Genomic DNA, 23420 nt, shown 5'->3' with positions numbered 1-23420 from the left:
TGAAAGATTAAAACAGATGTCAAATCTTCGCTTTAGTTAATTTCTAAATCATTATAATTATTTTTATTTACTTGCAAAAAGCTTTACGTCATTTTCGGAAATTTCGCTTCCGCCAAGAATAATTAAACGTTCCACCACATTTCGCAGTTCACGGATATTTCCTGTCCAATCGTATTCTTGCAGGAGTTTGACGGCATCTTTAGAAAACTTCTTTTTTGCATTCTTTTGCTCTGAAGCAATTTTATCTGTAAAATGAGATATTAACAGCGGAATATCATCACGTCTTTCGTTTAATGAAGGTACCTTAATCAATATAACCGCCAGACGGTGGTACAAATCCTCTCGGAAACGTCCTTCGGCAATTTCGGTTTTCAAATCTTTGTTGGTCGCCGCAACCACACGAACATCGACTTTAATATCTTTATCTGCCCCCACTCTAGAAATCATGCTTTCTTGCAGCACACGCAACACTTTAGCTTGAGCCGAAAGACTCATATCGCCAATTTCATCTAGAAAAATAGTTCCTTTATCTGCCGCTTCAAATTTACCCGCTCGGTCTTTCACCGCAGAGGTGAATGCTCCTTTAACGTGTCCAAACAATTCACTTTCGATCAATTCGCTTGGAATTGCAGCACAATTGACTTCGATTAACGGAAAATTAGCGCGTTCGCTTTTTTCATGCAATTGATGCGCCACTAATTCTTTTCCGGTTCCATTGGGTCCCGTAATAAGAACTCGCGCTTCAGTTTGGGCTACCTTGTCAATCATCACTTTAATGTGATTAATTGCTTCACTTTCCCCAATCATCTCGTAGTTTTTACTAACTTTTTTCTTTAAAATCTTATTTTCTACAACGAGTTGTTTTTTGTCTAAAGCATTTCTGACTGTATTCAATAAACGGTTTAAATCAGGTGGTTTCGAGATATAATCAAAAGCCCCCATTCGCATTGTATTGATCGCCGTTTCCATATCACCATGACCAGAAATCATCACGATAGGAATTTCGGGTTTTATTTTTTTGACTGCTTCAAGCAATTCAACACCATCCATTTTTGGCATTTTTATATCGCACAAAACTAAATCGTAGTCGTTATTTTTTATTTTTTCATAGCCTGCAACACCATCTTCTGCATCTTCAACTTGATACGTATCATTCTCTTCCGAAAGTATTTTTGAAAGTACTCTTCTGATGGCGGCTTCGTCTTCTATGATTAATATTTTTGGCATCTAATACTTTGTTTAATCGTTAATTTGGTTGTTTGCAGACAAAAAGAATCCAAATTTTGGCTCTTTAGCCCTGATAGAGCCGGTATCCTCGCAGTCCCGACATTTAGGGACAAAGAGATAAAGGCGATAGCAGGTACAATCATTACTGACAAAAACCAAGCCATTCGCTCCAAATTCCTATTCTTTGGAGAGTGAATTAATACTTAAGCCATTTGTACAACTCTTTCCATGTGGGCTTTTTACCATACATCAATATACCAACGCGATATATTTTAGCGGCAAACCAAACTACCGAAAAGAAGGTCGCAAATAACAAGCTTACTGAAATTGCAATTTGCCACAAAGGTACGCCAAACGGGATCCGCATCAACATCACAATTGGCGATGTAAGCGGAATCATTGAAAAAACAACTGCTATCGTGCCATTTGGGTCGTTGATTACACTGAAAAAACCAACATAAACACTCAGCATCAATGGCATGATGATGGGCAATAAAAACTGTTGAGAGTCTGTTTGATTATCGACAGCAGCTCCAATAGCTGCGTAAAATGAACTGTATAAGAAATAGCCTCCTATGAAATAGACCACAAAACCGATGAGAATACTCGCGATAGGCAAGTTCCACAACTCTTTGATATACATCTGGGCTGTACCGGCAAATTCATGCTGTGCTTGTTGCATCAATTCTGGTGGAATTTTCGCCGTTGGGCCGACGTTTACACCAAAAAATAGCGAAGCGGCAAACATCAGAGAAAGACCTATTGCAGCCCAAATGAAGAACTGCAGAATTCCAGCTAGAGAAGTTCCGATGATTTTACCAATCATCAATTGAAAAGGTTTTACCGAAGAAATAATTATTTCAACAATTCGATTTGTTTTTTCTTCAATCACAGAACGCATCACCATATTTCCGTAGATAATGATAAACATCATGATCAAATAACCAAATCCACCACCAATAACAATTTTAATTTCATTGAGTCCTTTTACGCTTTGCTCCCCAGAAGCTTTAGCAAGGCTTATATTTACTTTTGACTGCGCATTTTTAATTGCCTCGGTATCCAAATTTGCCTCTTCAAGGTTAATTTTGGTGATTTTATTAGCAATAATCCCTTGAACGTTTTCTATAAATAAAATACTAGGGCTATCATTAGATATAAACTGAATCTTGCTTTCTAAATCGGCTACATTAGTTGTGTTGGGAATCAGAAGCAAGCCTTCATAACTCTCTTTTGTAATACTATCCTTCAAGAATTGTGTATCAATAAGCGATAAATCAAGGTACTTATATTCCCCCTTTTCTATATTTTGACCAACAAATTCTTTGACGAACAAACCAGATTCATCATGAATGGCGATGCGTTTCGTATCTGCTTTCATGGAACTTAGATAACCCACAAATGCAGCAATAGCAACAAAAAGTAACGGACTTAAAAAAGTCATAACTATAAAAGATTTATTGCGCACTTTAGCAATAAATTCTCTTTTTATGATTAGTGAAATAATACTCATAGGAGTTATAAATTATAAATTACTTTTCGCTGACAGTTTGGATAAAAATATCATTTACGCTTGGTATTTTTTCCATAAAATGAGTTACCTGGCCACGTTGTGTCAAAACATTCAGTAATTCATTTGGCATGGCATTCCCTATTTTAATTTCGAGTTTCAATTCGTTTGTAAGCGATTTAAAATTGGCAGGACCGACGGTAAATTTTTCAGTAATATCATACATCAGACCTTCGACATTATCGGTTAAAATTCCAACTTCGAAACTATTAGTTTTGAATTGTCTTTTAACATCATCTAGTTTTCCTTCTATCAGTTTATTAGACTTATGAATTAAGGCGATGTGATCACATAATTCTTCTACACTTTCCATACGGTGCGTAGAGAAAATTATAGTAGCACCTTCATCTCTCAAAGCCAGGATTTCGTCTTTAATTATGTTGGCATTAACTGGATCAAAACCAGAAAAAGGCTCGTCAAAAATCAATAATTTGGGTTTGTGCAACACACACACAACAAACTGAATCTTCTGGGCCATTCCTTTTGAAAGTTCCTGTATTTTCTTGTTCCACCAGCCTTGAATTTCTAATTTTTCAAACCAGTAATTCAATTGTTTTGTGGCTTCAGCTTTTGACAATCCTTTCATTTGTGCCAAATACAAGCATTGCTCCCCCACTTTCATACTAGTGTACAAACCTCTTTCTTCCGGAAGATATCCAATATATTGAACGTGCTTAGACTGCAATTTCTCACCATCAAGGATGATTTCGCCACTATCAGGTAAGGTTATCTGATTTATTATTCGGATCAGTGATGTTTTTCCGGCCCCGTTTGGACCCAAAAGACCGTATATACTGCCCGTAGGCACGGTCAAAGAAACTTCATTAAGCGCAACGTAATCACCATATTGCTTTACGACTTTGTTGACTTCAAGTAGGGTACTCATGCTGAATTTTGAATTTGTGTAAAAGTAAATAATTAGTATCTAAATAGATATTATTGTTACATAAAAAAACCCAGCCTTGTTTTCACAAGGATGGGAAACTTACTTAACTTTAAGCCTTTTAAAAGTTACGAAAACATATCTTTTACTTTCTCGAAAAATGATTTATCTGATTTTTCAGGATTTGGGATAAAGTTTTCATCGGTCAGATTCTTCTCGAAAAATTCTCTCTGATTCTTGTTTAAGACTTTTGGAGTCCAGACATTCACATGCACTAACAAATCACCATTCCCGTAACCGTTGATGCTTGGAATTCCTTTTCCTTTTAATCTCAATATTTTACCAGATTGTATTCCCTCTTCGAGTTTAATTCTCACTTTCCCATTTATAGCTTCGATATCTTTAGAGACCCCAAGAACCGCTTCGGATAAACTGATATATAAATCATAATGAAGATTCTCTCCTTCACGTTTCAGGAATTCATGCTCAAGCTCTTCAATAGCTACGATCAAATCTCCTGGAACACTATTTCCAGCAGCATCATTTCCTTTATTGGAAACTTTCAATTGCATACCGTCAACAACACCTGCAGGAATTTTTATAGAAACGGTATCATCCTCAATTATCATTCCTTGTGAATCTGCTTCAGCTGGTTTTTTATCCAAAATCTGCCCAGAACCGCCACAAGTAGGACAAGTAGAAGCCGATTGCATTCTTCCCAGAATAGTATTAGTTACTCGCATCACTTGGCCTTGCCCATTACAGGTAGAACATGTTCTATAAGAAACTCCTGGAGCTTGAACTTTACGTTTTACTTTTACTTTTTTCTCAACCCCGTTTGCGACTTCTTCAAGAGTCAATTTTACTTTGATACGAAGGTTGCTTCCCTTGGTTCTACGTTGACCACCTCCGCCACCAAATCCTCCGCCACCGCCACCAAAGGCGCTACCGAAAATATCTCCAAACTGACTGAAAATGTCATCCATATTCATTCCGCCTTGACCACCGCCGCCGCCAAAACCTCCAGAGCCGTCAAAAGCTTGATGACCGTATTGATCGTACTTCGCTTTCTTGTTCGGGTCACTTAAAACCTCATAAGCCTCAGCAGCTACTTTGAATTTTTCTTCTGCCGATTTGTCGTCAGGGTTTTTGTCAGGATGATGTTCTAATGCTTTCTTTCTGTAGGCTTTCTTTATTTCTGCAGCATTTGCTCCTTTTGAAATACCTAATATCTCGTAAAAATCTTTTTTCATCTTTATATTTTTGAATGGCACAATTGCGACCAAACGCATTACCGGATAAAGACGTTATTTATTGCGTCTCATTTATTAACTGGGCGCGACGTATCGCGAATCAACTATTGCCCAATAACAACTTTTGGAAAACGAATAATTTTTTCGCCTAATTTGTATCCCTTTTCAAGAACATCTACAATTTTCCCTTTCATCTTAGCTGATGCAGCTGGAATTTGCGTTATTGCTTCTGCAAAATCAGCATCAAATGCATCACCGGCTTTTACCTCAACTTGCTCCAGTCCCTTAGAAACTAAAGTGTTTTTTAATTTCTCATGAATTAACTGCACTCCTTTTAAAAGCACTTCATCTTCTGATTTGCTTATCTCGGCCATTGCTCTGTCAAAATCGTCCAAAACAGGAAGCATAGCCAACAAAACTTCTTGGTTAGCCGTTTTGAATAACTCTATACGTTCTTTTGAAGTTCTTCTTTTATAGTTTTCAAATTCAGCAAATAATCGTAAATACTTATCTTTCTCTTTAGCTAAGTCTTCCGACAATTGCTCTTCAACACTTAACTCATCAGTAACAATCTCTTCAGTTGAATTGTTTTCTAATGTTACATCATCCATCTCTTTGTCGATTTCTGTATTTTCAGTAGTCATATTACCTTTATTTTTAAAAATATTTTTAAACTTCATTTTTCACTTTTTTATGGATTGCAAAAGTACTGCCAATTCTAAGCAAATGTCAAATTGTCATTCTTTTGTAATTATCGTTTGTCTTCTAAAATTTACTGTCTGAGATTAACTTCTATTGTTATCGATTAAATTTTAATATAACTTTAAGATTATATACGTTTTACTTTATCTAACTTTGAGGTCGGTTCTAATCTTTAAATTAGGTTGGTTACTGAATAATTATTAATTCGTGATTACCTTATATTAAAAAAAGCTTTGTTTACTTAAACAAAGCTTTTTTTTACGTCTGAATATTTTTTACAGAAGTGCCTTTTTTAGCCCTTCAAAATCAAGTGAAAGTTGTTCTCCCGTTGCTAGGTTTTTAAGGGCGAAGCTATTCGACGCAATTTCATCTTGCCCGATGATGACTGCAAAGGGAATTTTGCGCTTATCGGCATGCTGAAACTGCTTTGCAACTTTTGTGTTGTCTGGATACAATTCTGCTTTTATACCGGCCAACCTTAGTTTCTTGATCGCTTTCATAGCATAAAAAGCTTCACTATCACCGTAATTGATAAACAAGGCTTTTGTCGTTGCTGTAACCGTTTCCGGGAACAAATTCAATTCCTCTACAACGAGATAAATACGATCTAGCCCAAAAGAAATCCCAACACCACTCATGTTTTTTAATCCAAAAATTCCTGTCAAATCATCATATCGTCCACCTCCTCCTATGGATCCCATAGCAACTTCTTTTGGTGGAGCCACTTCAAAAATAGCCCCTGTGTAATAATTCAAACCACGGGCCAAGGTAACATCCAAATCTAGAATTGCTGATGACAATCCTAGATTCATTATGTTTTCACAAATGAAACGCAGCTCTTCCACACCTTTCGTTCCTTCTTGTGAAGAAGCTAATAACAATGCTAGTTTCTCTATTTTCTCTGAAATGGTCCCTGTAAAATTAAAAAGGGGTTGTACTTTATTTATTGCTTCCTCTGAAATTCCTTTTTCGAGCATTTCCTTTTTTACGCCGTCCTCGCCTATTTTGTCTAGTTTATCGAGAGCCACCGTAAAATCAATCAATTTATCGGAAGCGCCAATTACTTCAGCTATACCCGACAAAATCTTTCTATTATTGATTTTGATAGTCGTCCCTTTCAATCCCAATTCCGTAAAAACCATGTCATAAAGCTGCACCAATTCTACCTCTTGCCATAAAGACTTTGAACCCACCACGTCGGCATCGCACTGGAAAAACTCCCTGAAACGACCTTTTTGCGGCCTGTCGGCACGCCAAACAGGTTGGATTTGGTATCTCTTAAAAGGAAATTCAATGTCGTTTTGGTGCTGTACCACGTATCTTGCAAAAGGCACGGTTAAGTCATAACGCAAAGCTTTCTCAGATATAGTTGAAGTCAACTTAGTACTTTCTTTATTCTCGAGGTGAGATGCATTGGCTTTGGCCAAATAATCACCCGAGTTTAATATCTTGAAAATTAAACGGTCGCCTTCCTCCCCGTATTTTCCCATTAGGGTTTCGGAGTTCTCGAATGAAGGCGTTTCTATGGGTTGAAAACCAAATTTCTCAAAATTACTTTTAATAATTTGTATGATATATTGTCGTTTTGCCACCTCGGCAGGTGAAAAATCTCTGGTTCCTTTAGGTATACTTGGTTTTGATGCCATTTTATTTAATTCGTATTTTTTAATTCTGTTGCAAATATCTCGTTTTTAAAATAAAAAGAATTAAAAATTCCCAATTATCTCAAATTGCTTCTTTTTGTCTTTATTTTCAGAAACGCGTTTTAAAAAGTCTTTTAGCTCCTTAGTTAAGGGCAATTGATTTTGATTGTTCCAAAAATCTGCTGAATATGGAAACTTCGCTTTAAAAACATCCTTATCAACCGCGAAATTAGATTCTACTTTTTCATTAGTGATAGAATTAGTAATGAAATAATCCATTGTTAAGTTGAAATAAAATGTTTTCTCGCTTTTTTTATCGGCCAACACTTCTACCTGCGCATCAAGTCTAGATAAATTGAGATAATATTTATTTAGAACACTGTTTTTAGCATATCTAATTAGTCTTTCATATTTTGTTGTTCTGTATTGTGTACTTGATAACTTAAATTTTTGATATAGCACAACTTCTGGATTGTCATAGGAAACAAGAAAAAACTCGACTACAGCATAATCATTTCTATTAATAATAAAATATCCAGAACTAATTTGCCCCTGAACGTTTTTTCCTTCCGCTTCAAATAAAATTTTCATGTAATCAACATCATTATATTCTTCTTCGGTAAAAATATTTTGGTCAATTGCAGGAAATGATCCACCAAGAAACTCCTTAAAATTTGGAAATGCAAAATCAACCCTATCCTTTTTTTCAAAAAAACTTGTTTTTCTCATGTTCAAAACTTCAATCTCACTAGCATTTTTTGAACTCGCATTTTTACCTCTTTTTGCATGAATATCTTGTAACACGACGATACTGTTATCTTTTTTAAGCACATTCCTTAAAAAAAAGTTCGAAGTGTAATTTGAAATATAATTATCCGCCATTTTATCATATACTTTTTTGATAAATGGTTCTAAATTTGTTATTACAACTTCCTGTAGCTCAAGGGCCTTGGCTTCCATGTAAATGGTGTCTTTCTTTTCTATTTCCTTAAAAGTAGTTTTTATAGAATTATAGCCCAATAAATTGAAATTGATTTCATTTTTACTTGAAACAAACATAAATAATCCTTCTTGGTTTGTGGTCGAATTGTCATTATCATTAAAAATATTAACGTTTTCTAAAGGCAATTTTGTTATTTTATCAGCAATAGTTTTGTTGATTTTAAAATTCTGTGAGTTGCCAGAATTGCAAAAAAGAATACAGAAAAGGGCAAAAAGAGTTTTCTTCATGTTAATGAATTTACAAATTACGAATTCTAAAAAATCCATTTGTTAAAGATCGAAATTCTTATTATTCTTACAACAAATATCTTACTTTTAAAATAAAAAAAACTCTTCTAAAACAAACTTGTAACAAAAATTGTATTTTTGTGTCAAACTACCATGATGCTAAATTTATTCAAAGAAAATGTACGGATCGCTGTTGGTTCCATAAGAACACAAATATTACGAACCACTCTTACCGTATTAATTATCGCCATAGGGATTACCGCCTTGGTTGGAGTACTGACAGTAGTATCCGCTTTGGAAAACACCATTTCCTCCGATTTTGCATCGATGGGATCCAACACTTTCAATATCAAACAATATGAAAACATTATTCGAAGACAAGGACGTGAGGAACGAGAAATCATAAATCCAATTGTATCCTATCCCGAAGCAGTAGCTTTTAAAAATAAATATAATTATCCATTTTCTGAAACTTCACTTTCGTTTACCGCAACTTCGAATGCAGAAGTAAAATATGAAGCTAACAAAACCGACCCAGAAATCACTGTACTTGGTGTCGATGAATATTTCATGAATAATTCCGGTTTGGAAACCAGTCTGGGAAGAAACTTTACGGGCTTTGATATAGAAAACAACAATTATGTTTGCATTGTGGGTTCCGATTTTGAAAAAGGACTCCTGAAAGACATCAACCCAATTGATAAAACAATTTCTATTCGAGGAGCTCGATTTAAAGTAATCGGTATGCTAAAAGAAAAAGGTTCCACTTTTGGCAACAAACAGGATTTGAGGGTTTTAATTCCAATTCAGTTGGCAAGGTCTCTTTTTACAGCACCTAATATTAATTACACCATGAGTGTCATGGTTACTAAAAAAGAATTATTAGACCAAGCTATCGATAACGCAACTATTACGATGCGTAATGTTCGCAAATTAAGTCCTGTAAAAGACAATAACTTTGGCGTGGTGCGAAGCGACGACCTTATCAATAGAATCCTTGGAATCACCCAATACCTGGGCCTTGCGTCTTGGTTAATTGGAATTATTACCGTACTGGGATCCTCCATAGCTTTAATGAACATAATGATCGTTTCGGTAACGGAACGCACACGAGAAATAGGCGTTAGAAAAGCCTTAGGTGCCAAAAAATCTACTGTAGCCATTCAGTTTTTCATAGAAACATTACTTATAGGTCAACTAGGAGGTATGGTAGGGATCGTTTTAGGAATCTTAATAGGTTATGGAATAGCGACTGCGTTTAGTTTCGACTTTGTGATTCCTTGGGTTGCCATTTTTGCCGCTTTTATAACCAGCTTTATTGTGGCGATAGTTTCCGGATTATACCCCGCCATAAAAGCAGCAGTTCTAGATCCTATTGAAGCCTTGCGCTACGAATAAAAAAATCGAAGTGCTCAGTATTCAGTTTTCAGCTTAGTAATACGGAACAGTGATCACTGAATAGTTGCTCTTATCATCCGGTCATTGCCATAAATATCTTTGCGCAATTCGATGTTCTTAAAACCCATTTCGGTTAACAGCGCTATAGTTTCCTTACCCAAATATTGATTAATTTCAAAAAACAACTGTCCGTTTGGAGCCAAGTTCTTTTGGGCCAATTCGGAAATCTTCTTGTAAAAAATCAATGCATCGGTATCCTCGACAAAAAGCGCTAAATGGGGTTCATTATCTAAAACATTTTTCTTGATTTCCTGTTTTTCCAGATTACGGACATAAGGGGGATTCGATACGATGACGTCAAATTGCTGACCTAAATTATCGGTTTGAAGGATGTCTTGGGTCATAAAAGTCACCTCAACTTTATTTGTTTCCGCGTTTTTTTTGGCGGTAGACACAGCTGTTTGAGAAATATCAATGGCAAAAACTTCTGCGTTAGAAATATTCTTTGCCAATGAAATTGCAATACAACCGCTTCCAGTTCCAATGTCCAGAACTCTAAGCTTTCGAATGTTGACTTTTGGCTTTTGATTTTCTAAAATCCATTCTACTAATTCTTCTGTTTCCGGTCTTGGTATCAAAACAGACGAATTAACCTCAAAGTCCAAACCATAAAAGCTAGTCTTACCTAATAAGTATTGGATCGGAATTTCCAGTTTCAGTTGCTCGATAAGAATGTTCCAAACCAAAATCTCTGCGTCTGTAAGATGCATATCTGGTCGCAAAGCCAAATCAATTCTTTTCAACTGATGCTTTGCTTCCAATATCAAGTAAAAAAAACTTTCAGCTTCGCCTTCGCCGTGAATTGGTGATAGGGTTTTAATAAACAGGTCTCGGTATTGTCTAATTTTCATTGTATTGGATATTTAAATATCGATTTAGAAACTAGTCGTCTTGACTTACAGTTCCTTCAACATCCAGACAGGGCAAGACACGTGGCCTGTAGATCCCATTGGAGCATCGATATTAACGAAACCAGTTTTTTTATACAGTTTTTGGGCAGCATGCATAAAAGGCATCGTTTCCAAATAGCATTTCTCAAAACCAAACTGTTTGGCACTCTGCATACATTTAGCCATCATTTGACCTCCGATGCCCAAGCCACGAGTTTCCGGACGAAAATACATTTTTTGTAGTTCACAGATAGACTCCGCTTCGTTTTCAAGCGGAGCAACGCCAGCCACTCCCATTATTTTTCCTTCATTTTCAACAACATAATAAACGGATTTCGGCTTGCTGTACTCCTCAAACATCAAATCTAAATAAGGGTCCTCGTAAGCCGTTCCCACTTTCGGGATACTCATCTCGTCAAAAACCGAACGTATCAATTCTGCGACAGCTTGATTGTCTCTTTTTTCAATCTTCCTGATAACCAAATTTTCCATTATTGTAGGTAATTATTTTTTATACCACAAAAGTAGAAATTGTTTGCTACTATTATCAAAAGTTTCAAAACTAATCCCGATGATTCGGGCCTAAACTTAAAAATAATTACTTTTGCATCGTGAATACACATGAAAAATACATATCGCGCTGCATACAATTGGCCAAAAACGGACTTGGAACAAGCTACCCGAACCCTTTAGTGGGAAGTGTTATTGTTTATGACAATAAAATAATCGGTGAAGGTTGGCACAGAAAAGCAGGGGAACCTCATGCTGAAGTGAATGCCATAAATTCAGTAAAAGACAAATCGCTATTAAAAAAAGCGACCATTTATGTCAGTCTAGAACCTTGCAGTCATTTCGGAAAGACCCCTCCTTGTTGTGACTTAATTATTAAAAATAAGATTCCGAATGTCGTAATCGGAACCGTAGACCCAAACGTAAAAGTAGCCGGTAACGGAATAAAAAAATTGATTGAAGCCGGACTAAATGTAAACGTTGGCATCCTCGAGGATGAATGCAACGAACTAAATAAACGTTTTTTTACTTTCCATCAGAAGAAAAGACCCTATATTATTTTGAAATGGGCAGAAAGTCAAGATGGATTCATAGCGCCTGATTCTACATTCAGAGAAAGCCTCAATAACAACGTCAGTAAGCCAGTCTGGATCACCAATCCTTATTCAAGACAATTAGTACATAAATGGCGAAGTGAAGAACAGGCAATTCTGGTAGGCACTCAAACCGTTATCGATGACAACCCAAAATTAGACGTTCGCGACTGGACGGGAAACAACCCTATTAGAGTGGTTTTAGATCAAAACAACCGCATCCCAAACGACAGCCATATATTTGACAATCAACCCAAAACTATTGTTATTTCAAAAAAAATGAGAGTTGTTCTCCGAGAAAACCCTATCTTTGAGATAGTTGTTCTCGAAAAAAATATAGCGACGCAACTGGCGGAAGCAATGTATCGGCACCAAATTCAATCTGTAATTATTGAAGGTGGCCTACAAACACTACAGACTTTTATTGATGCAAATCTTTGGGATGAAGCGCGTGTTTTTTCAGGAAAAACGAGTTTCATCAAAGGCACAAAAGCACCAACACTTCGCAAAAGTTATTGTCAAAATCAATTAATCTGCCAAGATGAACTTAAAATAGCAAGGAACCATGATTAATTCAATTATATTTGATTTTGGAGATGTCTTTATCAACTTAGACAAACAAGCTACTGTTAACGGCCTAAAAAAATTAGGACTGACAGAATGGAATGAAGACATGAACAATTTGAATATTCAGTTTGAAACCGGTAAAATCACAAGAGATGATTTCCTTCAAGGCATTCAGAAACAGATCCCACAGGCGAGCACTATAGAAATTATGGAGGCCTGGAATGCAATTTTACTGGACTTCCCACTGTACCGCTTGGAATTCCTCCAAATGCTTTCCAAAAAATACCGGCTTTTTTTACTTAGTAATACGGATGCTATTCATATCGAGACATTCGAGCAAAAAAGCGGGACTACTTTTTACAGTGATTTTTATCAATGTTTCGAACAGGTCTACTTTTCGTTTGAAGTAGAAATGCGCAAACCAAATTTGGAAATTTTCAATTACGTTTTAAATAAACATGAATTGCAAGCCAAACGAACTTTGTTCGTTGATGATAAAAAAGAAAACACAGACGCCGCAGCACAGCTTGGTTTCCAAGTATGGAATTTACAAGTAGGCCAAGAAGATGTAGTGGATCTATTTAATAAAAATATAATTTAGACGAATACGTATTGAAAAATAAGGATACCTACAATACAATTGCAATTGCTTCGGAACAGATACTACTAAAGGAAAAGAGCAGCAAATTTTTTGGTTATGTTTTCCCATTCAATCCGAAGAGGAACTAAAACCAATTCTCGATCAATTAAGAAAAAAGCATCCCCACGCAGGCCATTTTTGTTATGCCTATCAAATAGGTACAGAAATCCTTTCCTATAGGGCTAATGATGATGGAGAACCAAGCAATAGCGCAGGAATGCCTATTTATGGTCAAATACAGTCCTTTGCAGTCACAAACACAGCTGTGGTTGTAGTAAGAATTTTTGGAGGAACAAAACTGGGTGTCGGAGGATTAATATCCGCATACAAAGCTACAGCTCAAATGACCCTTGAATCTTCAAAAATAATTGAAAAAACAATAGACGTAGATTACCAGATATCATTTGATTATAAAAACATGAATAAAGTTATGAGAGTGATCAAAGAAAAAAAACTAGAAATCGTATCCCAGGAAATGGAAATACCTGAGGAAACGGGATTGCCAATTGGCTTAATCGAGATAAAAATACGAAAAAAAAATGCCGAAATGATATTCGACATTTTTGACTCTTTATTCGAAATCGACATAAAAATTAAAGAATAATTTTGTTTAAGACCGATTATTTTACATTTTAGCAAGTTTTTCATTTACGTAGTCCGGAGGAAGCGTCGGACGAGACGTTTTCATGTCCACAAAAACTAAAATAGAACTAGCAATTGTTAACAACTCTTTGTTCTCATTATAAATTTCATAGTCAAACTCTATCTTGACTGAAGTTTGACTTTTAAAAATAGTTTTAACCGTTAATAGGTCATCATACCGTGCCGGTTTTTTGTAATTTATATTCAAAGAAACCACAGGAAGCATAATTCCGTTTTCCTCCATCCACTTGTAAGAAACACCCATGTTTCTAAGCCATTCAACGCGTCCCATCTCAAAATACTGTGCATAATTACCGTGGTAAACCACTCCCATTTGGTCCGTTTCAGAGTACCTTACCCTTACATTAAATTCATGTTCTTTCATACTTATATTTAAGTTTTTATTTAATAAATTTACTCATTCAACTACTCTTACAACAATATTTTTACAAATTATATACCCATTTATTTTTTTTTACAGAAAATTGTTCACATATTTGTTAACCCGAAAAATGGCCAAAATCACGCTATTTTTTTAATAAGATACCGACTACTAAATAAAATAATTCAGCTAGAATCTATGAACAAAACTGCTCAATCAGTATGGGAAAACTGCCTGTCTTTTATTAAAGACAACATTCAGGACCAAGCATTCAAAACTTGGTTTGAACCGATCAAGTCAGTTGAACTTACCGATAACGCATTATACATTCAAGTTCCTAGTAAATTCTTTTATGAATGGTTAGAAGAACACTATGTAAAACTATTAAAAGTGGCCTTAACAAAAGAGCTTGGTAAAAATGCGAAGTTACTTTATAAAATCAAAATGGAAAACACTTATGGCAATAAACAACCGTTTACGGAACAATTGCCAAGTGCGAACCGTGCCCCGATGAAACCCCAAAATGTTGATGCTCCTTTTAAAAATCTAGATCCCGAATTACGAAATCCTTTTGTAATTCCTGGAATTAGAAATTTAAAAATTGAATCTCAGCTGAATGCCAATTATAGTTTCGACAATTTCCTTGAAGGAGATTCAAACAGATTAGCGCGGTCAGCGGGAATGGCTGTTGCCAATAAGCCAGGCGGAACCTCGTTCAACCCATTATTGATTTTTGGAGGGGTAGGACTGGGAAAAACGCACTTAGCGCACGCTATTGGAGTGGAGATCAAAGACAAACATCCTGATAAAACAGTTTTATATATTTCTGCCGAAATATTTACACAACAGTATATTGATTCGGTAAAGAAAAATAACAGAAATGATTTTATTCATTTTTATCAACTAATTGATGTTCTAATTATTGACGATGTTCAGTTTCTTTCTGGTAAAACAGGGACACAAGACGTTTTTTTCCACATATTTAATTATTTGCACCAGAATGGCAAGCAGGTTATTCTGACTTCAGATAAAGCGCCAGTTGACATGCAAGATATAGAGCAACGCTTATTATCTCGTTTCAAATGGGGATTGTCAGCTGAATTGCACCAACCGGATTACGAAACTAGAATTTCGATCCTTAAAAACATTTTGTATCGTGATGGTGTCGAAATTCCAGAAGAAATCATCGAATATGTAGCCCGCAACATCAAATCAAATGTTCGTGAATTAGAAGGCGCAATTATCTCATTAATTGCACAATCCTCATTCAATAAAAAAGAAGTTACCATTGACTTGGCAAAAAGTGTTGTCGAAAAATTCGTGAAGAATGTAAAAAGAGAAATTTCTATTGATTACATCCAAAAAACAGTTTCCGATTATTTTCAATTGGATCTTGAAATATTACAGTCAAAAACCAGAAAAAGACATGTAGTCCAAGCAAGACAATTGGCTATGTTTTTCGCAAAAAAATTCACGAAAGCGTCTTTAGCAAATATCGGTTCCCAAATTGGCGACCGCGATCATGCTACCGTATTGCACGCTTGTAAAACGGTGGACAACTTAGTAGCGACCGACAAACAGTTCAAGAAATTTGTCGAAGATATCCACAAAAAATTAACGTTATAATACCATCATGCCTGTAAATATTTTAATGGTCTGTTTAGGAAACATTTGCCGATCACCATTGGCAGAAGGTATAATGGCGTCTAAACTTCCCAAAGATAAATTTAACGTAGATTCTGCAGGAACAGGTTCATGGCACATTGGTCATTCTCCGGACCCGCGCTCTATTTCTACCGCCAAAAAAAATAAGCTTGACATTTCAAAGCAAAAAGGAAGGCAATTCAACATCAATGATTTTGCAGCTTATGATTATATCTATGTAATGGACAAGTCCAATTATGACGACGTAATCGAATTAGCTCAAACTTCTGAGCAAAAAAATAAAGTGCAAATAATTTTGAATGAGTTGTATCCAAATGAAAATGTTGATGTTCCAGATCCTTATTTTGGTATGCCAAATGGCTTCGAAATTGTTTACAATATGCTAAATGAAGTTTGCGATATTATAGCGGACAAGTTAAAAGTAACCCACCAATAATTCTTGATCTCTTTTAAATTTTAATTACTTATCTGTTTCTTTATTAATGCTTTTCTTTGCATTTCTAAATTAGATTACAAACAAAAATCAATTTTAATGAAACCAAATACCTCATTAGGAAAACTCTATCTTATCCCAACCACTATGGGAGATTGTGACCCTATGGATGTTTTACCGCAAACCGTTAAAAGAACCATTGATTTTATTGATCATTACATTGTTGAGAATGACAAAACAGCACGTAAATCAATAAAAGAGGTAAACCCGGAAAAAAAGCAATCTGAACTGGTCCTATTTACTTTAAACAAACGCACCGAAGTAAAAGAACACCTTGATTTTATTAAACCTTTGTTGGAAGGTAAAAACATGGGGTTAATGAGTGAAGCTGGTTGCCCTGGAGTAGCTGACCCTGGTGCGGTTATCGTAAAACTGGCACATGAAAAAGGAATCCAAGTGGTGCCTTTAGTGGGCCCTTCCTCTATCCTCTTGGCTATGATGGCCTCTGGAATGAACGGACAAAGTTTTACGTTTCATGGTTATTTACCTATTGAAAAAGACGAAAAGAGAGCAAGTTTCAAAAATCTTGAAAAAACATCTTTCGAACAAAATCAATCCCAAATTTTTATTGAAACGCCCTACCGCAACAATAAATTATTAGAAGATTTGTTGCAAACCTTGCATCCAGAAACGCATTTATGCATCGCTACTGATATCACCTTACCAACAGAGTATATCAAAACCAAGAAAATCGTAGCCTGGAAAAAAGAAACTATTGATTTACATAAACGTCCAACAATTTTTATTATCCATAAAATGTAATTTTTATATTACAACTGGAATATTTTCATATCTTAGTAAAAACTAAACCCGTAAACTAATTAAAATGAAAATAACCAAAAGAGACATTAGGATATTTATATTAGGTATGATTGCCTTTTTTGCAATAGAATCTATCTATAGCTGGAAAGAAGTTAAACAAGATATATCTAATGGTTGGCATGATGGTTACAACCAACCGACTGCAACTAAAACAAACTAAAAAATATTTCAAAAGTATTTACATACCAAAAAATGAACGGACTAAAAAATTTCCTTACAGGAGTGATACTAACAATGGTTGCTCTATTTATAATAGAAAGTGTTTACAACTGGAAAGAATCTAAAGCTGCCTTTATGGAGGCATATTATAACGGACTTAATTCCGATTAAAGTATTGACAAATAAATATGTTGCTCAAAAGGGTAACGAAGCATATAATCAAAGAACACAACCCGTACTATTACAAAACAGATACGTTTTAAGATAGTCTGTTTTTTTTGAGCCTCTTACCTCCTTATTTTGGCAATCTCCACTCCAAAAAACAGTATACCTTTGGTTAACTAAATTCATTACTTCGAAGGTATGAAAGTAATTTTTCGAAAAAAAACTCCTATTACATTGACAATCAATAATTTATAATTAATTTTAAATCCCTTTATCTCAAGAATAAAATCGCGATTATAAATTTTTTAAAAAAAAATATGAAAAACAAGATTTTAAAAGGAGGGTTACTGTTGGTTCTCATGTCTCTAATGCTCGGCTGTAATGAAAAAAAAGAAGCTCTAACATTCACAGTTGACAAAGATGCCATTAAAACTGAAATTCAAGCGACGGAAGACGCCTTTGCTGCAGCATATAATGCAAGAAATCCAGACGAGATAATGTATTATGCGGACGACGCCATCAGTTTTTCAAACGAAAAAAAACCATTACAAGGTAAGGCGGCAATTCATGAGTCCATAAAGGAAGATTTAGCAACATTCCCAAAAGGAGCAAAAATATCATTCCAGACCAGAGAAGTTCACCTTGCAAATGACGGAAACCAAGTTGTGGAAATTGGAGGATATACAGTTGTTGACTCCACAAATACAAAAATGATGAGTGGAAACTTCATGAGTCTATTTGAAAAAAGAGATGGCAAATACATTTGCATAAGAGATATGGTAAGTTCCGATATGCCCTATTCAAAAAAATAAAACTTTAATACCTAAATTCACAAATAAAGCACTTCAATTGGAGTGTTTTATTTGTGTTAAAAAAACATCGAAACAGAACTGTATTTTGCTTTATGTTTTTTTGAAGTAATAAATCTAAAAATAACACTTTACAAGGTCAAACCATTTGCCTACTTTTAAATAATTAAAAAGAAAAGTATGTCAAAGCTTCCTAACATTGGTACAAGTATATTTACTGTAATGTCGAAAATGGCACACGAATACAATGCTATTAATCTTTCGCAAGGATTTCCCAATTTCCCAGTTGACGAAAGACTAGTAAATATTGTTGCTGGGCTAGCAAAAAAGGATGTGCATCAATACCTACCTATGGCGGGATATCCGCCGCTTCTGGAAAAAATAGCTCTTTTAGTCCTAAATTCTTATGGTAGAATTCTTCATCCAGAGACCGAAATACTAGTTACAGCTGGAGCAACACAAGCCATCTTCGCAACAATACAAGCCTTAATTGAGATTGATGAGGACGTCATTATCCTCGACCCTAGTTATGATTGCTATGAAGCGCCAGTACTTTTATGTAAAGCCAATCCCATTCGTATTGCCCTTAATGAAGATTACACCCCTAATTGGGAAAGGATAGAAAAAGCGTGCTCACCGAAAACCAAAATGATTATAATCAACAATCCTCATAATCCAACGGGGAAAATTCTAACAGAATTAGATTTTGAGGCCTTAGGAAATATATTGATGAAATTTCCCGAAATAATTTTACTTTCGGATGAAGTGTATGAATACATCACATTTGAAGAAAAACACATTTCGGCACATACGCGCAGCCAGCTCCTAAATCGCTGCGTGATGGTTTCCTCTTTCGGTAAAACATTTCACGTAACAGGTTGGAAAGTGGGCTACCTCGTTGCGCCAGAACATTTAATGAAAGAAATAAAAAAAGTACATCAGTTTTTAGTTTTTAGTGTCAATAGTCTTTCTCAGGTAGCCATTAGTGAGTATTTGGACCTCGTTTCCGTTCAGGAAATTAGCAGTATGTACAAGGAAAAAAGAGACTATTTTAGACTTTTACTTACGAATAGCAGGTTTGAACTCAAGCCTTGTGAAGGAACCTACTTCCAAGTAGCCAGCTATTCTGCTATCTCCCCTGAAAATGACGTAGAATTTTGCAAAAGATTAATTACAGAACATGGAGTCGCTGCTATACCTATTTCGACTTTCTATGAGAATAAAAAAGACCTGCACTTGATCCGTTTTTGTTTTGCAAAAGACAATGCCACTTTAGAGCAAGCTGCCAAAAGATTGTGCAGTATATAATTTAAGTACTATTTATTTATTATGCACGCATAGTATTTTTTGCTATATTTACAATTGAAAAACATAATACGATATGAACTATACAGACAAAATGTTACGTGACGACGCATTAAAAGGAAAAGTAATTGTTGTTACTGGTGGAGGCAGTGGGTTAGGAAAAGCAATGACTAAGTATTTTATGGAATTGGGTGCAAAGGTGGCCATTACTTCCAGAGATTTTGACAAACTAAAAAATACTGCTTCAGAACTGGAGTCTGAAACGGGCGGAATCTGTCTACCGCTACAGTGCGACGTACGCCACTATAATGAAGTCGAAAATATGCTGCAAGGCGTTTTGAAAGCCTTTGGCAAAGTGGATGTATTACTAAACAATGCCGCTGGGAATTTCATTTCGCCGACAGAAAGACTTTCTGCGAATGCTTTTGACACCGTCATTGATATCGTTTTGAAAGGCTCCAAAAATTGCACCCTCGCTTTCGGAAAACACTGGATAGAAACTAAGCAAAGCTCTTCCACGATTTTGAATATTGTAACTACCTACGCCTTTACGGGTTCTGCCTATGTTGTACCAAGTGCAACCGCCAAAGCGGGAGTTCTGGCCATGACCAGAAGTCTTGCCGTAGAATGGGGCAAATACGGAATTCGTTCTAATGCAATAGCGCCCGGACCATTCCCAACCAAAGGTGCCTGGGACAGATTGTTACCCGGAGATCTTGCCGAAAAATTTGATATGGCTAAAAAAGTTCCCGTACAACGCGTGGGAGACCACCAGGAACTAGCTAATTTAGCTGCTTATCTGGTTTCTGACTTCTCCGCGTATATTAACGGTGAAGTCGTAGTAATCGATGGCGGCGAATGGCTAAAAGGTGCTGGGGAATTTAATATGCTCGAAGATATTCCTGAGGAGCTTTGGGACCAAATGGAAATGATGATTAAATCGAAGAAAAACAAATAATACCAGATAATTGAACGTGAGAAAGAGGAGCCAAACAAAAGGCTCCTTTTTCCGTTTAAATCGCAATAGAACTTAAACATTTCTAAAAAGCTAATCTCCAATATGAAAAACAGCCAACCTAGCCCAAATGGACGTGAAAAGCTTTGCCGCTTGAAATACACTTTTTTCTAGTCCAGAAAGAGCGACCAAAGGAAGCTCCTTGAAGGGCAAAAGAAGAAAAGTAATTCAAGCAAAAACTTGAAACAGACAGTTGGATTAGCTCCATATTAAAACGCTATAAATCATTAAAAGATTTAAAAAAATAAAATTCACTCCCAATAAAAACGCTATTTTTGCGGTACCAATAAATAACACAACCATTTATGCTCATTATAGGGATTGCAGGCGGAACAGGAAGCGGAAAAACGACCGTAGTTCATCAAATTATGAATGAATTACCTGAAAAAGAAGTAGGTATTATTTCTCAAGACTCCTACTACAAGGAGAACCATAACTTAAGTTTTGACGAAAGGGCTCTTATTAATTTTGACCACCCTAGGGCCATTGATTTTGACTTATTAGTGTCACATCTAAAAGAACTAAAAGAAGAAAAAACAATCCACCAACCCGTATATTCTTTTTTAACCCATAATAGAACGGAAGACACAATTACTACCCACCCCCGCAAAGTAATGATTGTGGAAGGAATTTTGATTTTAGCTAATCCAGAGCTAAGAGATCTTTTTGACGTAAAAATTTATGTGCATGCAGACTCTGATGAAAGATTAATCCGTCGATTAAAGCGAGATGTCGCAGACCGCGGACGAGATATGGACGAGGTTTTAACACGTTATCAAAATACCTTAAAACCTATGCATCAACAATTTATAGAACCAACAAAAGCGTTTGCTGATATTATCATACCCAATGACAGGTATAATACTGTAGCCATAGATGTAGTTCGTGCGGTAATAAATCAAAGAATTCTATAATTTTATTGTAATTTTAACCTAAATATAATTCCATTATCTCTTCCCAATATTAGGAAGAATCAGGAGCCGCTTCCCGCTTTACCCTTTGTCCAAGTTAAAAAGCCTGAGATATCGGGGCCATCGGGGCTAAAAAAAATAAAATGATAAATCCACATAAGGACAAATCTTGGTTTAAATTCCTGAGGAATAAATATGTATGGGTATTGTTGTTTTTTTCGTCTTGGATGATTTTCCTGGACAACTATTCTTATTTTGACCATCGTTTTTTAGACAACCAAGTCAATGAGCTCGAGGACAACAAAGAATACTACAAGGAGGAAATAAAGAAAGACGAAAAACAAATAAAACAGTTGAAAAATCCAGAACAAATAGAAAAATACGCTCGTGAGAAGTACTATATGAAGAAGGAAAACGAGGATATATATATCATAGAGTTAGAAGGTGATAGCATTGAAAATGACACCAAATCTTGAATTATTAAAAACAACAATTAAAATGGCCACTACTTTATTCGAAAGTTTCGATCCGGTTAGCTCCAAGCAATGGAAACAAAAAATACAGTTTGAACTCAAGGGTGCAGATTACAATGAAACCCTGATTTGGACTTCAGCTGAAGATATTAAAGTAAAACCTTTTTATCATAAAGATGAGTTGACAAAAGTTTTTCCTGTGACCACAAAAGCTTCAGAATGCAAGATTTGCCAAAATATTTTTGTTTTCGATATCGATAAATCGGTGGAAAGAGCTATGGACTCATTATCCCGTGGTGCCGAAAGTCTTCGCTTCACCATTACCGACGAAAAAATTGATGTTGCAAAGCTATTGGAAAAATTGCCTCTGGAAAAGGTCGCCATTTATTTCAACTTTAACTTTATTTCAATCGATTTCGTTAAAAAAATTGATGTTATAGTCTTGCAAAAAAAGGCTAAAGCGTTTTACAATCTGGATCCCATAGGACAATTAGCTAAAGAGGGAAATTGGTTTAAAACCAAGGACAAAAACAATTTTGATACGCTTAACCTCATAATCACTGCGACTCCAGACAGCTCAATAATAAGTATTGATGCTGGGTTATACCAAAATGCCGGAGCCAATATGGTCCAGCAGATTGCCTATGCCCTCGCGCACGCCAATGAATATTTCAATAGAATGCCAATTATCAATAAACCGATCGTCTTCGAGGTTTCGGTAGGAACAAATTACTTTTTCGAAATTGCCAAGTTGCGTGCATTCCGCTTACTATTTAATTTAATAGCCAAAGAGTACAACCATAATTTAGAATGCCATCTTCTTGTTTCGCCTACAAAACGAAATAAAACCCTTTACGATTACAATATAAACATGTTGAGAACCACCACCGAATGTATGTCGGCAATTATAGGTGGTGCTAATGCCATTGCTAATTTACCTTATGACTCATTGTATCACAAGGACAATGAATTTGCAGATAGAATCGCACGCAACCAACTGTTGGTTCTTAAAAACGAAAGTTATTTTGACAAAGTGAATAACCCTGCAGACGGAAGTTATTATATAGAAACGCTCACCAGTCAGCTAGCTGAAAAAGCATTGCTCTTGTTTAAAGATATCGAGGCTACAGGTGGTTTTCTAAAACAACTGAACGAAGGGGTCATCAAAAGAAAAATACAGGAGAGTGCAGACAAGGAACAGGAACTTTTTGATTCAGGAAAAGAAGTGTTGTTAGGAACCAATAAATATCCCAACCAAGATGACAAAATGAAACATGATTTAGAATTGTTCCCTTTTGTAAAAATAAAACCGCGAAAGACCTTGATTACCCCAATTATCGAAAAACGACTGGCTGAAAAAATTGAGCAGGAACGTCTCGATTTAGAATAAAAACCAACCAAAGCAATCAACTA

At 35.7% G+C, this 23420-nt stretch carries 24 protein-coding genes and 1 pseudogene; 15 read left to right on the top strand and 10 right to left on the bottom strand.

Annotated features, from left to right (window positions below):
* Positions 1 to 63: 63 nt before the first annotated feature.
* The 7 genes from ACEN2H_RS08845 to ACEN2H_RS08815 form a co-directional block, all read right to left on the bottom strand.
* Positions 64 to 1227 (bottom strand): sigma-54-dependent transcriptional regulator, encoded by a 1164-nt coding sequence (locus ACEN2H_RS08845; RefSeq protein WP_441731968.1) that lies wholly within the window; start codon positions 1225 to 1227, stop codon positions 64 to 66.
* Between the two features lie 196 nt (positions 1228 to 1423).
* Positions 1424 to 2740, bottom strand: a complete 1317-nt coding sequence (locus ACEN2H_RS08840) for an ABC transporter permease (protein ID WP_441731967.1) — start codon at positions 2738 to 2740, stop codon at positions 1424 to 1426.
* A gap of 19 nt (positions 2741 to 2759) precedes the next feature.
* The gene (locus ACEN2H_RS08835) at positions 2760 to 3683 is read right to left on the bottom strand and encodes an ABC transporter ATP-binding protein (protein WP_441731966.1); all 924 of its coding nucleotides are present in this window, start codon (positions 3681 to 3683) and stop codon (positions 2760 to 2762) included.
* 125 nt (positions 3684 to 3808) lie between these two features.
* The gene (dnaJ, locus tag ACEN2H_RS08830; RefSeq protein ID WP_441731965.1) at positions 3809 to 4933 is read right to left on the bottom strand and encodes a molecular chaperone DnaJ; all 1125 of its coding nucleotides are present in this window, start codon (positions 4931 to 4933) and stop codon (positions 3809 to 3811) included.
* Between the two features lie 104 nt (positions 4934 to 5037).
* Entirely contained in the window at positions 5038 to 5613 is a 576-nt protein-coding gene (locus ACEN2H_RS08825; protein ID WP_441731964.1) for a nucleotide exchange factor GrpE, read from the bottom strand.
* A gap of 297 nt (positions 5614 to 5910) precedes the next feature.
* Positions 5911 to 7281 carry a histidine--tRNA ligase gene (gene hisS / locus ACEN2H_RS08820; protein ID WP_441731963.1) on the bottom strand — a complete coding sequence of 457 codons (1371 nt, stop codon included), beginning with the start codon at positions 7279 to 7281 and terminating at the stop codon, positions 5911 to 5913.
* A 60-nt stretch (positions 7282 to 7341) separates the two neighbouring features.
* Positions 7342 to 8508, bottom strand: a complete 1167-nt coding sequence (locus tag ACEN2H_RS08815) for a hypothetical protein (RefSeq protein ID WP_441731962.1) — start codon at positions 8506 to 8508, stop codon at positions 7342 to 7344.
* 153 nt (positions 8509 to 8661) lie between these two features.
* Between ACEN2H_RS08815 and ACEN2H_RS08810 the strand changes: the two genes are divergently transcribed.
* Positions 8662 to 9906, top strand: coding sequence for an ABC transporter permease (locus ACEN2H_RS08810; RefSeq protein WP_441731961.1), 1245 nt, complete (start codon positions 8662 to 8664; stop codon positions 9904 to 9906).
* A 53-nt stretch (positions 9907 to 9959) separates the two neighbouring features.
* Here the strand turns inward: ACEN2H_RS08810 and prmC are convergent, their stop codons facing one another.
* Complete coding sequence (prmC, locus tag ACEN2H_RS08805) at positions 9960 to 10817, bottom strand: peptide chain release factor N(5)-glutamine methyltransferase (RefSeq protein WP_441731959.1); 858 nt, start codon at positions 10815 to 10817, stop codon at positions 9960 to 9962.
* 45 nt (positions 10818 to 10862) lie between these two features.
* Entirely contained in the window at positions 10863 to 11348 is a 486-nt protein-coding gene (locus tag ACEN2H_RS08800) for a GNAT family N-acetyltransferase (RefSeq protein ID WP_441731958.1), read from the bottom strand.
* A 119-nt stretch (positions 11349 to 11467) separates the two neighbouring features.
* Between ACEN2H_RS08800 and ribD the strand changes: the two genes are divergently transcribed.
* From ribD to ACEN2H_RS08785, 3 genes and pseudogenes are all read left to right on the top strand, one after another.
* A complete protein-coding gene (ribD, locus tag ACEN2H_RS08795) occupies positions 11468 to 12532 on the top strand; it encodes a bifunctional diaminohydroxyphosphoribosylaminopyrimidine deaminase/5-amino-6-(5-phosphoribosylamino)uracil reductase RibD (RefSeq protein ID WP_441731957.1) in 1065 nt (354 codons plus the stop codon).
* Positions 12525 to 13127 (top strand): HAD family hydrolase, encoded by a 603-nt coding sequence (locus ACEN2H_RS08790; protein ID WP_441731956.1) that lies wholly within the window; start codon positions 12525 to 12527, stop codon positions 13125 to 13127. The genes ribD and ACEN2H_RS08790 overlap by 8 nt, the downstream gene beginning before the upstream one ends.
* Positions 13128 to 13138: 11 nt before the next feature.
* Positions 13139 to 13770, top strand: a pseudogene (locus ACEN2H_RS08785) (IMPACT family protein).
* Positions 13771 to 13791: 21 nt separating this feature from the next.
* On the opposite strand, the gene ACEN2H_RS08780 reads toward ACEN2H_RS08785, so the two are convergent.
* The gene (locus ACEN2H_RS08780) at positions 13792 to 14193 is read right to left on the bottom strand and encodes an acyl-CoA thioesterase (protein WP_441731955.1); all 402 of its coding nucleotides are present in this window, start codon (positions 14191 to 14193) and stop codon (positions 13792 to 13794) included.
* 195 nt (positions 14194 to 14388) lie between these two features.
* On the opposite strand from ACEN2H_RS08780, the gene dnaA reads away from it, so the two are divergent.
* The 11 genes from dnaA to ACEN2H_RS08725 all read left to right on the top strand — a co-directional run bounded on the left by dnaA (position 14389) and on the right by ACEN2H_RS08725 (position 23397).
* Positions 14389 to 15816, top strand: a complete 1428-nt coding sequence (gene dnaA, locus ACEN2H_RS08775) for a chromosomal replication initiator protein DnaA (protein WP_441731954.1) — start codon at positions 14389 to 14391, stop codon at positions 15814 to 15816.
* Positions 15817 to 15823: 7 nt separating this feature from the next.
* Positions 15824 to 16291 (top strand): low molecular weight protein-tyrosine-phosphatase, encoded by a 468-nt coding sequence (locus ACEN2H_RS08770; protein ID WP_441731953.1) that lies wholly within the window; start codon positions 15824 to 15826, stop codon positions 16289 to 16291.
* 96 nt (positions 16292 to 16387) lie between these two features.
* Positions 16388 to 17110 (top strand): SAM-dependent methyltransferase, encoded by a 723-nt coding sequence (locus ACEN2H_RS08765; RefSeq protein ID WP_441731952.1) that lies wholly within the window; start codon positions 16388 to 16390, stop codon positions 17108 to 17110.
* A 64-nt stretch (positions 17111 to 17174) separates the two neighbouring features.
* A complete protein-coding gene (locus ACEN2H_RS08760; protein ID WP_441731951.1) occupies positions 17175 to 17330 on the top strand; it encodes a hypothetical protein in 156 nt (51 codons plus the stop codon).
* 32 nt (positions 17331 to 17362) lie between these two features.
* Positions 17363 to 17500, top strand: coding sequence for a hypothetical protein (locus ACEN2H_RS08755; protein WP_441731950.1), 138 nt, complete (start codon positions 17363 to 17365; stop codon positions 17498 to 17500).
* 311 nt (positions 17501 to 17811) lie between these two features.
* Positions 17812 to 18306: a YybH family protein gene (locus ACEN2H_RS08750; protein ID WP_441731949.1), complete on the top strand. Its 495-nt coding sequence runs from the start codon at positions 17812 to 17814 to the stop codon at positions 18304 to 18306.
* A 177-nt stretch (positions 18307 to 18483) separates the two neighbouring features.
* Positions 18484 to 19611 carry a methionine aminotransferase gene (locus ACEN2H_RS08745; protein ID WP_441731948.1) on the top strand — a complete coding sequence of 376 codons (1128 nt, stop codon included), beginning with the start codon at positions 18484 to 18486 and terminating at the stop codon, positions 19609 to 19611.
* Positions 19612 to 19684: 73 nt separating this feature from the next.
* Entirely contained in the window at positions 19685 to 20566 is an 882-nt protein-coding gene (locus ACEN2H_RS08740; RefSeq protein ID WP_441731947.1) for an SDR family oxidoreductase, read from the top strand.
* 362 nt (positions 20567 to 20928) lie between these two features.
* Complete coding sequence (gene udk / locus ACEN2H_RS08735) at positions 20929 to 21537, top strand: uridine kinase (RefSeq protein WP_441731946.1); 609 nt, start codon at positions 20929 to 20931, stop codon at positions 21535 to 21537.
* Positions 21538 to 21677: 140 nt separating this feature from the next.
* The gene (locus tag ACEN2H_RS08730) at positions 21678 to 22010 is read left to right on the top strand and encodes an FtsB family cell division protein (RefSeq protein ID WP_441731945.1); all 333 of its coding nucleotides are present in this window, start codon (positions 21678 to 21680) and stop codon (positions 22008 to 22010) included.
* Between the two features lie 22 nt (positions 22011 to 22032).
* Positions 22033 to 23397: a methylmalonyl-CoA mutase subunit beta gene (locus tag ACEN2H_RS08725; protein WP_441731993.1), complete on the top strand. Its 1365-nt coding sequence runs from the start codon at positions 22033 to 22035 to the stop codon at positions 23395 to 23397.
* Positions 23398 to 23420 lie beyond the last annotated feature (23 nt).

Source organism: Flavobacterium sp. W22_SRS_FP1, from assembly GCF_052113685.1.
Lineage (GTDB): Bacteria > Bacteroidota > Bacteroidia > Flavobacteriales > Flavobacteriaceae > Flavobacterium.
This window is presented reverse-complemented; position numbering and strand designations above follow the sequence as displayed.

Coding starts and splice junctions, on each gene's coding strand:
- ACEN2H_RS08845 (WP_441731968.1), bottom strand. CDS start 1,227: ATGCCAAAAATATTAATCATAGAAGACGAAGCCGCCATCAGAAGAGTA.
- ACEN2H_RS08840 (WP_441731967.1), bottom strand. CDS start 2,740: ATGAGTATTATTTCACTAATCATAAAAAGAGAATTTATTGCTAAAGTG.
- ACEN2H_RS08835 (WP_441731966.1), bottom strand. CDS start 3,683: ATGAGTACCCTACTTGAAGTCAACAAAGTCGTAAAGCAATATGGTGAT.
- dnaJ (WP_441731965.1), bottom strand. CDS start 4,933: ATGAAAAAAGATTTTTACGAGATATTAGGTATTTCAAAAGGAGCAAAT.
- ACEN2H_RS08825 (WP_441731964.1), bottom strand. CDS start 5,613: ATGAAGTTTAAAAATATTTTTAAAAATAAAGGTAATATGACTACTGAA.
- hisS (WP_441731963.1), bottom strand. CDS start 7,281: ATGGCATCAAAACCAAGTATACCTAAAGGAACCAGAGATTTTTCACCT.
- ACEN2H_RS08815 (WP_441731962.1), bottom strand. CDS start 8,508: ATGAAGAAAACTCTTTTTGCCCTTTTCTGTATTCTTTTTTGCAATTCT.
- ACEN2H_RS08810 (WP_441731961.1), top strand. CDS start 8,662: ATGATGCTAAATTTATTCAAAGAAAATGTACGGATCGCTGTTGGTTCC.
- prmC (WP_441731959.1), bottom strand. CDS start 10,817: ATGAAAATTAGACAATACCGAGACCTGTTTATTAAAACCCTATCACCA.
- ACEN2H_RS08800 (WP_441731958.1), bottom strand. CDS start 11,348: ATGGAAAATTTGGTTATCAGGAAGATTGAAAAAAGAGACAATCAAGCT.
- ACEN2H_RS08790 (WP_441731956.1), top strand. CDS start 12,525: ATGATTAATTCAATTATATTTGATTTTGGAGATGTCTTTATCAACTTA.
- ACEN2H_RS08780 (WP_441731955.1), bottom strand. CDS start 14,193: ATGAAAGAACATGAATTTAATGTAAGGGTAAGGTACTCTGAAACGGAC.
- dnaA (WP_441731954.1), top strand. CDS start 14,389: ATGAACAAAACTGCTCAATCAGTATGGGAAAACTGCCTGTCTTTTATT.
- ACEN2H_RS08770 (WP_441731953.1), top strand. CDS start 15,824: ATGCCTGTAAATATTTTAATGGTCTGTTTAGGAAACATTTGCCGATCA.
- ACEN2H_RS08765 (WP_441731952.1), top strand. CDS start 16,388: ATGAAACCAAATACCTCATTAGGAAAACTCTATCTTATCCCAACCACT.
- ACEN2H_RS08760 (WP_441731951.1), top strand. CDS start 17,175: ATGAAAATAACCAAAAGAGACATTAGGATATTTATATTAGGTATGATT.
- ACEN2H_RS08755 (WP_441731950.1), top strand. CDS start 17,363: ATGAACGGACTAAAAAATTTCCTTACAGGAGTGATACTAACAATGGTT.
- ACEN2H_RS08750 (WP_441731949.1), top strand. CDS start 17,812: ATGAAAAACAAGATTTTAAAAGGAGGGTTACTGTTGGTTCTCATGTCT.
- ACEN2H_RS08745 (WP_441731948.1), top strand. CDS start 18,484: ATGTCAAAGCTTCCTAACATTGGTACAAGTATATTTACTGTAATGTCG.
- ACEN2H_RS08740 (WP_441731947.1), top strand. CDS start 19,685: ATGAACTATACAGACAAAATGTTACGTGACGACGCATTAAAAGGAAAA.
- udk (WP_441731946.1), top strand. CDS start 20,929: ATGCTCATTATAGGGATTGCAGGCGGAACAGGAAGCGGAAAAACGACC.
- ACEN2H_RS08730 (WP_441731945.1), top strand. CDS start 21,678: ATGATAAATCCACATAAGGACAAATCTTGGTTTAAATTCCTGAGGAAT.
- ACEN2H_RS08725 (WP_441731993.1), top strand. CDS start 22,033: ATGGCCACTACTTTATTCGAAAGTTTCGATCCGGTTAGCTCCAAGCAA.